This is a genomic window from Mucilaginibacter sp. 21P (genome assembly GCF_019331605.1).
Classification (GTDB): Bacteria; Bacteroidota; Bacteroidia; order Sphingobacteriales; family Sphingobacteriaceae; genus Mucilaginibacter; species Mucilaginibacter achroorhodeus.
This window is the reverse complement of record NZ_CP063061.1, coordinates 4,279,292-4,291,931: the sequence shown is the minus strand read 5'-3', so window position 1 is coordinate 4,291,931 and position 12,640 is coordinate 4,279,292. Positions and strand designations below refer to the sequence as shown.

Genomic DNA, 12,640 nt, shown 5'->3' with positions numbered 1-12,640 from the left:
GTTGCGTATGCAAAACAACTACTTAAAGCTTGCAGGTAAAAGCATAGCATTTTGCGCAGGTATTATGTTTACTGCCTTAACAGGCAAGGCACAATCGGTATATCTGCCGCAGTCATATCAGTTCTATCAAAAATTTAATGCGGATATCTATTCCAAAAGCAGTAGCATGCATACATCGCTAAGGCCGTTTTTGATAGATAGCACCATCAGCAACCGCTACAATCAGCTGATGCAAATGGGTGTGGATAGCAGTCGTAGAAGTTGGTTCTTAAGAAAAGTATTTAACGAACATCTACTGGATATCAGAAACAAAGATTGGACATTCTATGCCGATTATTTGCAGGACAATACAATTGGTCACGATTTTTCTGAAACCAACAAGCAGCCTATATTATTTAAGCCTCTTGGGTTCGGTTTTACATCTCGCATAGGTACTAATACACGTGGTTTCCAATTAGGTGGTACGGTTGGTAAAAAGTTTTCTTTTTACACCAGTGGATATGAGAATCAGGCAGCCTTCCCGGCTTACTATACTGACTATGTGAGTAAGAAAGGTTTTGTACCCGGTCAGGCATATGATCGTAATCTATCAAAATCTTACCGCGATTTTTCTTACGCAACGGCAATTATCTCCTATACACCAATACAGCAGTTAAACATCACTTTAGGGCAGGATAAAACCTTTATAGGTGACGGTTATCGCTCAATATTGTTATCAGATTTCGCCGCCAATTATCCTCTGTTGCGTTTAACCGCCAACGTGGGCAAATTTCAGTATATGATGATGTGGACCTATCTGCAGGATCTTACCCTGCCGAAGTTTGATACCTTTGGCAGCAACCGCCGCAAATGGGGTGTTTTTCACTATTTAGATTACAATGTAAATAATAGCCTGTCATTTGGTTTCTTTAACGGGTACATAGCCCCCGAAGCGGATGACCAGGGTAACCGCCGCGGGTTTGATGTAAACTTTGTTAACCCGATTTTATTCTCAAGCAGCCTTGGGCCATCATCACAACCCGGCAATGCATTGGTTGGCTTTACCGGCAAATACAAGATATTTGATAAACATGCAGTGTATGGCCAGTTGCTGTTCGATCGTACAAAATCCGTAGATGCTGCAAACAATAATGTTAAGAACACAGGTGGTGTGCAGTTGGGTGTAAGAGGTGCCGATATATTCGGCGTAAAGGATTTAAACTATCTTGTGGAGTACGATGCGGTTAAGCCTTACACTTACTCCAGCCCGCAGGTAATCAGTGCATATACTTTCTACAGCCAACCGCTCGGTGATCCGCTTAGCGCAAACTTCCGTGAGGTTGTAGGCTTGATGAACTATACTTATAAACGCTTTGATTTTCAGGGCCAGTTGATGTACGCCAAATACGGACTGGATGCCACTGCCGCTGACAATGCCGGACGCGATGTTACCAAACCACTTGTACCTACCGTAAACAGCACTAATATCGGCCAGGGACTGAATACTAACTTATACTATGCTGAAGGAACAGTCTCTTATTTGTTAAACCCTAAGTACAACCTTCGTTTTGAATTAGGGGCTTTGTACCGCCAGGAGAAAAATGTGCAAACAGATAAAAAGACCACGATGCTTACATTCGGTATTAAAAGCAGCTTCAGAAACCTGTATCACGATTTTTAATCTGGTTTGACAAGGGCTATCCGGTAATAAAATACTGTAGTGTTCACCATTTTATCTGTACCTGTCACCATTTTTTAGCAACGATTTGTGCTCACTTTTGTATTGTATTAAAACACATAACAAACATGAGCACAAACAAAATTGCATTGATAACAGGCGGAAGCAGGGGCCTTGGTAAAAACGCCGCACTTAAAGTAGCGTCAAAAGGTATTGATGTGATCATTACCTACCGTAGCAAAAAAGAAGAAGCAGAAGAAGTTGTAAACCAGATACAGGCCGCAGGCCAAACAGCCGCTGCGCTTCAATTGGACACAGGTAAAGCATCTACATTTGCCGGCTTCAAAGATCAGTTGGTAAAAACTCTGCAGGATACCTGGGGACGTGATAGTTTCGATTTCCTGGTGAACAACGCTGGTATAGATGCAGCATCACCTTTTGCACAAACTACTGAAGAAGATTTTGATAACCTTTTCAATGTGCACTTTAAAGGGGTTTACTTCCTTACTCAAACTTTGCTGAATAACATAGCCGACGGTGGCCGTATCATTAACTTATCAACCGGTTTAACGCGCTTTGCAACGCCCGGTTACGCTGCCTACGCATCCATGAAAGGTGCTATAGAGGTATTTACTAAATATCTGGCTAAAGAGTTGGGTAGCCGCGGCATAGCTGCAAATATGGTAGCACCGGGTATCGTTGAAACCGACTTTACCAAAAAAGCCTTCGATAGCCACCCGCAAATGCACGAATTTATCTCGTCTATCACAGCTTTAGGTCGCCCCGGGGTACCAGACGATATTGGCGGCGTAATTGCATTTTTATGCACCGAGGATGCCCGCTGGATAAACGCGCAGCGCATCGAAGCATCGGGAGGGATGTTTTTGTAAGAGCCCCCTCTCAGCATTTGTTATTCTGAGCGGAGCGAAGAATCTATTATACGTTAGGCGGCGGCGATTAGATACTTCACTACGTTCAGCATGACAATTGATATTTAAAGCCACTCTCATCTGGAGAGGGGTGGGGAAGAGGCTGGATAAAATAAAAGAGATGGTTCAACTACGGGCCATCTCTTTTTTGTTTACTATCTTTCGGCCTAAATATTTGGATATGGAATTTGGCCGCGTACCCGAGCACGAACTTGCGAATATCGATTTCTCTTTACCTCCCGATCCGGCGTTTACTACCGAAACATTCGCCCGCGCCGATAGCTCACAGCCTTTGCAAGTGCATGTAGGCTGCGCCAAATGGGGCCGTAAAGAGTGGGTGGGCCAGATCTATCCGCCCAAAACAAAGGATGCCAATTTTTTAGATGAATATGTTAAGCATTTCAACTGTATTGAACTGAACGCTACCTTTTATCAAACTTACGGGCCGGATACCATCTCTAAGTGGAAAAACAAGGCAGATTCAAATCCTGATTTTAAGTTTTGTCCAAAATTTTCGCAAAGCATCAGCCACATCCGCAGGTTAAAAAATGCAGATGATATTACCACCGCCTACTACGAGGGCGTTATGGCTTTTGAGGAAAAGCTTGGGCCTATGTTTCTGCAACTGAGCGATAACTTTAGTCCTAAAAGCCTGCCGGAATTAACAGCTTACCTGGAGCATTTGCCTACTGATGTGCCCGTATATGTAGAGCTTCGTCACAAAGACTGGTATGCTGTACCTGAAAACCGAGAGGCAGTTTTTAATCTGTTCAGGAGGTTGAACATTGGCTCCATCATTACCGATGCCAGCGGCCGCCGCGATTGCGTGCACATGATGCTTTCAACGCCCCATGCATTCATTCGTTTTGTGGGTAACAGTTTACATACAACAGATTATAGCCGTTGCGATGAATGGGTAGACCGTATAGCTCAATGGAAAGAACAAGGCTTGCAATCAGTTTGGTTCTTTATGCACCAGCACGATGAACGCTACTCACCCGAACTGGCTGATTACGTAATAAAGAAAATGAACGAACGTCTTAATGTAAACATCCCAAGGCCTAAATTTATTGATAAGGGGTTGTTTGGTTGAAAATCAAAGGGTTATGTTTATAACTAAAAACGCCATCATTCTGAGTGATAATGAAGAATTTGCTAAACTTTATACAAGTCGCAGATAAGATGCTTCACATGCGTTCAGCATGACAGATTTGGAATAACAAAAGCACAGACAAAACGCCGCCGAACAAAATGCTGCATAGTGTAACGTGCGGATAGTACAGGCATTGCTACAGCACAAACATTGTAGCGCGTTACCGTAGCAGCGAGTTTTATTGATATTTTGTTTATTAGATTGGTATCAATGAGCTCGCTTGGGCTCGGTTTTCTTTGGTTACTTTCCTTTTTGCGGAAAAAAAGAAAGTAACATCCACTGGCGTAAATGCAACTCACTTCCATTGCTAACGAAGAACTAATTGGCTGATAGCTACTATCGCCGAAAGAACCTTTACGTTGCTTAGATTCGCAATTATGGTAACCGCATTTAATTCTATATTTGCAGCATGAGCAAACTTTGGCAAAAAACCACCAATGTTGATAAATTAGTTGAGAGCTTTACCGTGGGCAGAGACCGTGAACTGGATAACCAGATGGCGGCTTTTGACGCTTTAGGCTCATTGGCTCACACCCGCATGCTGGCATCGATCGGGTTGCTTAACAATGATGATCTTGCCCTTGTACAACGCGAACTTAAGGTGATCTACAACGAGGTACAAGAAGGAGATTTTGCAATTGAAGATGACGTTGAGGACGTACATTCACAGGTAGAATTGCTGCTTACCCGCCGCATTGGCGAGGCTGGCAAAAAGATCCACAGCGGCCGCTCACGTAACGACCAGGTCCTGGTGGATCTTAAACTGTTTTTTCGCCATCAGCTACAGCAGGTTGTAAACGAAACGGATAGTTTGTTCAGACAACTGATACAGCTAAGCGAGGAGCATAAAGATGTTCTGCTGCCCGGCTATACACATTTGCAGGTGGCCATGCCGTCATCGTTTGGGCTGTGGTTTGGCGCTTATGCCGAAAGCCTGGTCGATGATCTGGAGATGGTTTTAGCCGCCTGGAAAATCACCAATAAAAATCCGCTTGGTTCGGCAGCAGGTTACGGGTCATCGTTCCCGCTAAACCGCACCCTGACCACCGAGTTGCTCGGTTTCGACAGTATGGCCCATAATGTAGTGTATGCCCAAATGGGGCGTGGTAAAACAGAGCGGATCATTGCGCAGGCACTGTCTTCAATAGCTGCTACTTTGGCAAAAATGGCAATGGATCAATGCTTGTATTTAAGCCAGAACTTTGCTTTTGTGAGTTACCCCGAGCATTTGACCACCGGCAGCAGCATTATGCCGCACAAAAAAAATCCTGACGTTTGGGAAATTATGCGTGGCAAATGCAACCGCCTGCAGGCTCTGCCAAACGATGTTGCAATGATGACAACCAATCTACCGTCAGGCTATCACCGTGAATTGCAATTGCTCAAAGAGCTGCTTTTCCCTGCGTTTACAGATCTGATGGATTGCCTGCAAATGGCTAACTTCATACTCCAAAATATCACAGTCAATAAAAATATTCTGGATGATCCCAAATATGCTTACCTGTTCAGCGTGGAAGAGGTTAATAAGGCAGTGTTGAATGGTACACCTTTCAGAGATGCATACAAGCAGATAGGTTTGGATATAGAGCAGGGAAACTTTGATCCTGAGAAAACCGTGGCACATACGCACGAAGGCAGCATTGGCAACCTGCAGAATGAGCAGATAAGTGCAGCCATGGATAAAGTGATCAACAGCTTCGACTTTAAAAAAGTTGAGGATGCGATAAGTTGGTTGGTTCGTTAAGTCAAGAGCCTGAATCAGGAAGTCTTAGGTTAGAAAAACGGTGAAATCATCATAAAAATCAGTGTAATCCCACAGCAAATGCACGGACGCAACAGAGCAGACATATATCCCGGACTGGAGGTTGACATCATCCTTAAAAAAGACCAGCGCAGCGGCAAGCTTACCCGCGGCGTGGTGAAAGACCTGCTTACCAGTGCAACCTATCACTCGCGCGGTATAAAGGTACGTTTAGAAGATGGGCAGGTTGGCCGTGTTGCCAATATCGTTGAAGAAGATTAAATTAGGCCACATATCAGCCAGATGGTAACCCGCACCAAGCCCAACAAACAGATCATTTTCCGTGTAGATGCGCATTATCGCTTAATTATTTCCTTAGCGGTAGGTGTGGTCGCGTTTTTCTTATCGAGGCATCTCAAGTCGGTTCCAGAGATCACCTTAATTACCTGGATAGGCATTGCAACCAGCATTATTATACTGGATTGGGTGATTATTTTGGGGGCTCACCCGCGCGAGATCAGAAAAATTGCCAGTCTGGAAGATTCCAGTCGCACACTGATTTTTTTGGTGGTGCTCGCCTCGTCGTTAGTTAGTTTAGTGGCTATTTACTTGTTGTTAAGATCATCTAAAGACGTTCCGGAGGAAACAACGGCAGCGTACATTATATTAGCCATGGTAGCAGTGGTAATATCCTGGTGGTTGGTTCATACCATATTTACCATGAGGTATGCTCACTTGTATTATAATAAAGATCGCGCTGGTAAAGAAGCTGGCGGACTCGATTTCCCCGGCGATATGAAAGATCCCGACTATCTCGACTTCGTTTACTTTTCCTTCGTGATCGGCATGACGTTCCAGGTTTCCGACGTTGAGATCTCGTCCCGCCGCATCCGCCGCCTGGCCTGGATGCATGGGCTTATATCCTTTGCATTTAACACTGCCATAGTGGCTTTGAGTATTAATGTCATATCGGGATTGGTATCTAAGTAAGACCGCTATTAGCACTTTTCTCTTTATGTCATTGCGAGGAGCGTCAGCGACGCGGCAATCTCATAGGTGGTTCTTTATGCTATTCCGATGAGATTGTTACTTCGCCATCCGGCGAATCGCATAGCCATTATTTTTCTACTCCCCTTCAATCTTAGAGTGTGTCTTTGTATCATTCATCAGCCAGTAAACAGCTAACGAAATACCGATGCAGAAGGTAACATACCAGTAAAACCACTCCTCGTGATGGTAATTCTTAAAAAGCAGGCCGATGTATTCTGCGGTACCACCAAAAATGGAAACTGCAATAGCGTAGGGGAAGCCCACCCCTAAAGCACGGATGTGCGCCGGAAACAGCTCAGCCTTTACAACGGCGTTAATAGAAGTGTAATTACTCACCACCATTAACGCGAAGGTGATAAGCCCAAAGGCGAGCCAAAAATTAATGGTATTGCTCAAAAAAGTGAGTATAGGGATAGTAGTTAAAACGCCCAATATGCCAAAAGCTTTAAGCATGGGCTTGCGGCCTATCCTGTCTGAAACATAGCCATACAACGGTTGCAACAGCATAAACACAATGAGTGTTAGGGTAGAAATGAGTGTTGCATCACCCTTATCAAAACCGCTGGTATTCACCAGAAATTTTTGCATGTAAGTGGTAAAGGTATAAAAGGCTACAGTACCGCCAAGTGTTAAACCTATCACGGTTAAAACCTCACGCGGGTGCTGGCTGAGTGCTTTTAGCGTGCCGCGTAATTCGGGCTTTTTAGTTTCGCCATCAAAGGTTGCAGATTCCTGCAAGCTTCTGCGTAGATACATTACAATAATGGCCAATGCGGCACCAATTGCAAAGGGTATGCGCCATCCCCAGCTATGTAGCTGTGCTTCGGTCAAGAAAACGCGCTGCAGCAGCACCAATACGCCCAATGCCAGCAGTTGCCCCATAATGAGGGTGACATATTGGAAGCTGGAATAAAAGCCGCGGTTTTTCTTGTCGGCCATTTCGCTTAGGTAAGTGGCGCTGGTGCCATATTCGCCACCCACGCTAATACCCTGCAGCATGCGTGCAAGCACCAATAAGATCGGCGCTGCTACATTAATTTGCTTATAAGTAGGTGTTAAGGCGATCACTAAAGATCCGGCGCTCATCATCAAAACAGAAAACGTAAGCGCTTTTTTACGGCCGTGTTTATCGGCAAATGTTCCCATCAGCCAGCCGCCTATGGGGCGCATCAAAAATCCGAGCGCAAAAATACCTGCTGTATTTAGCAACTGCGCAGTTTGGCTTCCCTTTGGGAAAAAGGCACCCGCAAAGTAAAGCGAGAAAGCCGAATACACGTACCAATCATACCACTCAACCAGGTTACCTAAAGAGCCGCCAATAATAGAGCGGATGCGGCTTTGGGTTGTTGGTGGGGTGGTTGGCATAAGTCTTTACTGGTTTTTGACGAAGATAGTTAATTAGTTAGTGCTTCGTTAGGAATGTCAAGGAGTTTGTGAACGTTAGTGGATGTAACTTTCTTTTCTCTCAAAAAGTCATCAAAGAAAAGTCGCTACTTGGTAACGCGCTGTAATGGTTAGGCCGTAGCACTGCCTCTGCAATCCGCACGTTGCGCTATGTCGCATTTTTCGGTATTGTTGGGTTTCTCGCTATAACTTTTTCTTGTTTCCTGTCAGCAAAAAGCTTTGGTGAGGTGTTTTTTATCTTGTAAATTCTAAAATCCTGTAAATTCTGATTCCATTTTCCTTATCTTCCCTCATGCTTTTCACCGAAGATTTTTTGCATTATGTATGGCAGTTCAGGCTGTTTAACCGCATTAACCTGCGCACTACTGAGGGTGAAGAGCTGGAGATACAATCCGTGGGTTTGCACAATAAAAATGCCGGTCCTGATTTTCAAAACGCGCGTATCAGGGTTGGGGAAACTACCTGGGCGGGCAATGCTGAATTGCATTTGTCATCATCTGACTGGCAGCGGCACGGACATACCACTGATAGTGCGTACGATAATGTGATACTACACGTGGTTTACACTGACGATATCCCTTTAATGCGTGCTGACGGTAAACGTGTGCCTACGCTTGAACTTAAAGATCGAATACCTGCAGACCTGCACCACCGCTATCACAACCTGGTTTTTGGTAAACAAAGTATTATTCCCTGCGAGGGCAGCATCAGCACAGTTGATGGTATAACCATGCAAAACTGGTTAACGCGGATACTGGTAGAGCGATTGGAAAAGCGGTCGGAAGCGGTTATTGCCTCGCTCGAACAAAACCGTGGCGATTGGGAAGAGACATTTTACCAATTTTTGGCAGCTAATTTCGGTTTCAAAGTAAACGCCCTGCCTTTTGAGTTGCTGGCCAAATCGTTGCCGCAAAATATACTGGCCAAGCACAAGAACAACGCCCTGCAGGTAGTAGCTTTGATCTTCGGGCAGGCAGGATTTCTGGAAGGAGAATTGGAAGAAGCTTACCCCAAAGCTTTGCAGAGTGAGTACAACTTCCTCCGCAAAAAATACAACTTAATGCCCGTTGAGAACCATCTCTGGAAATTCTTACGAATGCGGCCACAGAATTTTCCAACAATACGGCTGGCGCAATTTGCTGCGCTTGTATTGCAGTCCAGCCACTTATTTTCGAAAGTTTTAGAGATAAAAGAAGTAAAGGAAATGCGCGAGTTGTTCAGCAATATCAGCGTTAATGAATACTGGGAAACTCACTATCGCTTTGGTAAGGAAAGTAAGGCATCATCAAAAAGCCTGGGTGCTGCTTCTGTTGATACGCTAATATTGAACACGGTTGTGCTTTTTCTTTTCAGCTATGGCAAGCACATGAAGTTGCAATATTATGTAAGCCGCGCTTTAAAGATGCTCGAAAATATACCGGCTGAACAGAACAATATCACAGATGATTTTGTTAACTTAGGGATCAAGATCAACTCGGCATTTGATTCGCAAGCGGTGATCGAACTGAAAAATAGCTACTGCAATTACAAGAAATGCCTGCAATGCGGCGTTGGTATTAAAATTTTAAAGCCAAACTGATATGCTACAACGGATAATCACCTTTTTTGAGCGCTACTCTTTTGGGGTGTGCACTTACATTGGCGAGCGTTTAAATATATCTATCGCCAAAATAAGATTGTTTTTTATTTACTCGTCGTTTTTGGCGGTAGGGTTTCCACTGGTATTTTACTTCTTCGCCGGCATCGTTTTAGATATTCGCAACTACGTAAAACGTAAACGTACACGAGCTATTGATCTGTAGTTAAACTATCCCATCAAGCATCTTGATGTACATTTCGATGCCTTCCCCGATCTCATCCACATAAATAAATTCATCGGCAGAGTGTGAACGCGCTGAATCTCCTGGGCCAACTTTAATACTTGGGATATCCAATAAAGACTGGTCCGAAGTTGTTGGAGAACCATAAGTTTTACGGCCTAATGCTACACCAGCTTGTACAAACGGATGATTTTTATCTATCGATGACGGTTTTAAGCGAATGCTGCGAGGGCGAACCTCACAGTTTACATGTTGGCGGATGATCTCCAATACTTCCTCATTACGGTAAGCATCGGTTACCCTAACATCAACGGTAAAGGTGCAAGTAGCAGGTACCACGTTATGCTGCGAGCCGGCGTTGATAATAGTCACCGACATTTTTATCGGCCCAAAAACTTCCGATTCTTTAGGAAAACGGAAATTCCGGAACCATTCGATGTCTTTCAGTGCTTTGTAGATGGCGTTATCGCCTTCTTCACGGGCGGCATGGCCTGCTATACCAAATGAAGTACAATCCAATACCATTAAGCCACGCTCGGCAATGGCAAGTTCCATCAGCGTTGGTTCGCCTACAATGCCGAAGCTCAATTCACCTAATTCAGGGATGATTAATTCGAGGCCATTAACACCTGAAATTTCTTCTTCGGCAGTGGTAGCCAGGCAAAAGTTGTACTTAAGATCGGTGCGGTTGTAGTAGTACAGGAAAACGTGGATAAGTGATACCAGGCAACCACCGGCATCATTGCTGCCTAAGCCATAAAGTTTGCCATCTTCTATTTTGGCGTCGTAAGGGTCGCGTGTGTAACCGCTATTGGGCTTAACCGTATCATGATGCGAGTTGAGCAGTATGGTTGGTTTGCTCGCGTCAAAATGCTTGTTCCAGGCCCAGATGTTGTTGAGCTTACGATGCGTTCCTACACCGTGGGTTTTTAGGGTTTGCTCTATCAGATCGGCAGTACGATCTTCTTCTTTACTAAATGACTGTATTGAGATAAGCTGCTGCAATAATTGCAGGGCTTGCTGCGACAACGTGGTAATATCTGCCATAAAACGCTAAGGAATTCTCCTTACAATGAACGGCAAAATTACGGTTTTTGTTCAACCTCAGCAAAACAGCCATGTTATGAAAATGTAAAGCGACCAGCCTTAGCTGGCAATAGCCAATTCAGGGAACTCGATTTTAGTTGCTATAATGCAAGTATCATAACGTTTAATGCCTTTGTTATCAACAAAAGAAGATGTCTCTATTCGGCCCTCGATGTAGATCTTATTACCTGGCTGCAGTCTTTCAATAACATATTGTGAGATATCTGCTGTAACTTTTATCTGATGATTTTCGGTGTGCACCGTCTTATCGCGGCCTTTTTTAACCATTTCCAGCGTAGCAACAGTAAAGGCCCAGTAGCCCGTATTATGATTAGCGTTTTTAGTAACGGGAAGCGAAGAGACTTCTCCCAATAAAATGACTTTATTAACTCCTGTAGTTGTAGACATAATTTAGTGATCCCGATAATTAAAATACCATCGAATGCGTAAAATTAATGAAGATTTTTATTTCTAAGAAAATTAATTGCTAAAATTTAATTAGAACAAAATTTCAATAACTAATCTAAAAGCAGTGTATCATCTTCATCGCCCAAACTTAGCTGTATCATATCATTACCGGCTATACCTTCAATAGATCCTTTGATGTGTGCGGCATTCAGTAAAACTTTTTCCAATTGCTTTTCGCGTGCCTTCCACATTTTCTCCATGGCATCGCGTTCTTTTTGGATAGAGAGGCGCATGCTCATATAACCTTCTCTTATGGCCTTCCATTGCTCAGAAAATTCGCTGCTGGTGAGGTAATCGTAAAGCAGGTGCATTTTGTCGCCTTTGTTCTCCTGTGCCTTGGCCATATTGGCCAGCTTAATAACGCCATCACGCAAAATGTAGGAAACAGCTTTTACTTCGTCAAAACTGCAGATCCAAACGCCATCACGTTCGCCGAAACAATCCATGCCTTTTGGGTAGCATTGCGTTACTATAACGGCCACATCAACCCCCATGGCACGCATATCTTTCTTTAATTTCTCTATCCACTCGTTAGAGAACGCGGTAGTGCGTTTACTTTCGTAGATAATTCGCCCGCATTCCTGCCCAAATTGGTTACGTACGGTTTGCACACAATCCGCACCGCGTACGCCCTTACCAACCTCGCTTATCATATCAAACGGGAAGTAGTTGCGTAGTTGTTCTTCCAGTATCAGTTCCTGCGCTTCGCCCTGTAACTGCATTGAGCCTTGTTCGGCCCGGCGTTTCATTTCATCGGCCAGGCGTTTCTGGTCTTCCAGTTGCTTTTCAAGTTCTTTAACCTTCAACTGGTATTCGGTATCCTTAAGGTTATGCTTTTCGGCTTCCTGTTTGCGTATCTGTTCAGCAATATCAGCGCGCTGCTCCTGCAATTTACGGTGCAGGGCAACTTCCATCTCTTCCTCTTTTTGTTTAAGTGCCTGTTCGCGTTGCAGGTACTCCAATTCTTTCTGGCGCGATTCTTTCAGTTTTTCAGCACTGGCATTTACAGAGTTTTGCAGCATGGTTAACTGCGTTTCAAAATCTGCAGATATACTTTTGCGCAGGTTTTCTTCAAGGGCCTGCTGCAACTGTTTTTTCTCGCCGGCAAGGCGCTGTTCAAATTGCTCCTGCTGCTGGCGTGCCTGGTTACTAAACTGCTCCTCTTTTTTTCGAAACTCTTCTTCTTTCTGGCGGGTGTAATCCTGCATCTTCAGCCTTAGCTGCTGTTTATATTCCTCGGCCATTACTTCCTCAATCGGGAAGCCATGTCCGCAGCTTGGGCACTTAACTTCTGTAGCCATAATTTTTAATGAAAATCAAAGATAAACGGAT

General features: G+C 44.2%; 12 protein-coding genes. 8 read left to right on the top strand and 4 right to left on the bottom strand.

The features are described 5' to 3' along the window. Positions 1-7 precede the first annotated feature (7 nt). From INP83_RS19115 to INP83_RS19090, 6 genes are all read left to right on the top strand, one after another. The gene (locus INP83_RS19115; RefSeq protein WP_255563193.1) at positions 8-1,660 is read left to right on the top strand and encodes a gliding motility protein RemB; all 1,653 of its coding nucleotides are present in this window, start codon (positions 8-10) and stop codon (positions 1,658-1,660) included. Positions 1,661-1,785: 125 nt separating this feature from the next. Next, complete coding sequence (locus INP83_RS19110; RefSeq protein WP_219125528.1) at positions 1,786-2,547, top strand: SDR family oxidoreductase; 762 nt, start codon at positions 1,786-1,788, stop codon at positions 2,545-2,547. A 220-nt stretch (positions 2,548-2,767) separates the two neighbouring features. After that, complete coding sequence (locus tag INP83_RS19105) at positions 2,768-3,679, top strand: DUF72 domain-containing protein (protein ID WP_219125527.1); 912 nt, start codon at positions 2,768-2,770, stop codon at positions 3,677-3,679. A gap of 469 nt (positions 3,680-4,148) precedes the next feature. Continuing rightward, positions 4,149-5,483, top strand: coding sequence for an argininosuccinate lyase (argH, locus tag INP83_RS19100; protein WP_219125526.1), 1,335 nt, complete (start codon positions 4,149-4,151; stop codon positions 5,481-5,483). Between the two features lie 78 nt (positions 5,484-5,561). Further along, positions 5,562-5,762 carry a YwbE family protein gene (locus tag INP83_RS19095; protein ID WP_117394332.1) on the top strand — a complete coding sequence of 67 codons (201 nt, stop codon included), beginning with the start codon at positions 5,562-5,564 and terminating at the stop codon, positions 5,760-5,762. A gap of 21 nt (positions 5,763-5,783) precedes the next feature. Then, positions 5,784-6,470, top strand: coding sequence for a DUF1345 domain-containing protein (locus INP83_RS19090; protein ID WP_219125525.1), 687 nt, complete (start codon positions 5,784-5,786; stop codon positions 6,468-6,470). A gap of 135 nt (positions 6,471-6,605) precedes the next feature. Here INP83_RS19090 and INP83_RS19085 read toward each other — a convergent pair whose 3' ends face one another. After that, positions 6,606-7,895 carry an MFS transporter gene (locus INP83_RS19085; RefSeq protein WP_219125524.1) on the bottom strand — a complete coding sequence of 430 codons (1,290 nt, stop codon included), beginning with the start codon at positions 7,893-7,895 and terminating at the stop codon, positions 6,606-6,608. 331 nt (positions 7,896-8,226) lie between these two features. Here INP83_RS19085 and INP83_RS19080 point away from each other — a divergent pair, with 331 nt between their 5' ends. Then, on the top strand, positions 8,227-9,513 hold the full coding sequence (locus INP83_RS19080; protein ID WP_219125523.1) for a DUF2851 family protein: 1,287 nt from the start codon (positions 8,227-8,229) through the stop codon (positions 9,511-9,513). Position 9,514: 1 nt separating this feature from the next. Beyond that, a complete protein-coding gene (locus tag INP83_RS19075) occupies positions 9,515-9,736 on the top strand; it encodes a PspC family transcriptional regulator (RefSeq protein WP_146270769.1) in 222 nt (73 codons plus the stop codon). On the opposite strand, the gene INP83_RS19070 is transcribed toward INP83_RS19075, so the two are convergent. From INP83_RS19070 to INP83_RS19060, 3 genes are all read right to left on the bottom strand, one after another. Then, positions 9,737-10,801: a M20 family metallo-hydrolase gene (locus tag INP83_RS19070; protein WP_219125522.1), complete on the bottom strand. Its 1,065-nt coding sequence runs from the start codon at positions 10,799-10,801 to the stop codon at positions 9,737-9,739. It lies immediately after the preceding gene. Between the two features lie 99 nt (positions 10,802-10,900). After that, positions 10,901-11,248, bottom strand: a complete 348-nt coding sequence (ssb, locus tag INP83_RS19065; protein WP_219125521.1) for a single-stranded DNA-binding protein — start codon at positions 11,246-11,248, stop codon at positions 10,901-10,903. Positions 11,249-11,358: 110 nt separating this feature from the next. After that, complete coding sequence (locus tag INP83_RS19060) at positions 11,359-12,609, bottom strand: DUF2130 domain-containing protein (protein WP_186458733.1); 1,251 nt, start codon at positions 12,607-12,609, stop codon at positions 11,359-11,361. Positions 12,610-12,640 lie beyond the last annotated feature (31 nt).

Coding starts and splice junctions, on each gene's coding strand:
- INP83_RS19110 (WP_219125528.1), top strand. CDS start 1,786: ATGAGCACAAACAAAATTGCATTGATAACAGGCGGAAGCAGGGGCCTT.
- INP83_RS19070 (WP_219125522.1), bottom strand. CDS start 10,801: ATGGCAGATATTACCACGTTGTCGCAGCAAGCCCTGCAATTATTGCAG.
- INP83_RS19090 (WP_219125525.1), top strand. CDS start 5,784: ATGGTAACCCGCACCAAGCCCAACAAACAGATCATTTTCCGTGTAGAT.
- INP83_RS19080 (WP_219125523.1), top strand. CDS start 8,227: ATGCTTTTCACCGAAGATTTTTTGCATTATGTATGGCAGTTCAGGCTG.
- INP83_RS19075 (WP_146270769.1), top strand. CDS start 9,515: ATGCTACAACGGATAATCACCTTTTTTGAGCGCTACTCTTTTGGGGTG.
- INP83_RS19060 (WP_186458733.1), bottom strand. CDS start 12,609: ATGGCTACAGAAGTTAAGTGCCCAAGCTGCGGACATGGCTTCCCGATT.
- INP83_RS19085 (WP_219125524.1), bottom strand. CDS start 7,895: ATGCCAACCACCCCACCAACAACCCAAAGCCGCATCCGCTCTATTATT.
- argH (WP_219125526.1), top strand. CDS start 4,149: ATGAGCAAACTTTGGCAAAAAACCACCAATGTTGATAAATTAGTTGAG.
- ssb (WP_219125521.1), bottom strand. CDS start 11,248: ATGTCTACAACTACAGGAGTTAATAAAGTCATTTTATTGGGAGAAGTC.
- INP83_RS19105 (WP_219125527.1), top strand. CDS start 2,768: ATGGAATTTGGCCGCGTACCCGAGCACGAACTTGCGAATATCGATTTC.
- INP83_RS19095 (WP_117394332.1), top strand. CDS start 5,562: ATGCACGGACGCAACAGAGCAGACATATATCCCGGACTGGAGGTTGAC.
- INP83_RS19115 (WP_255563193.1), top strand. CDS start 8: ATGCAAAACAACTACTTAAAGCTTGCAGGTAAAAGCATAGCATTTTGC.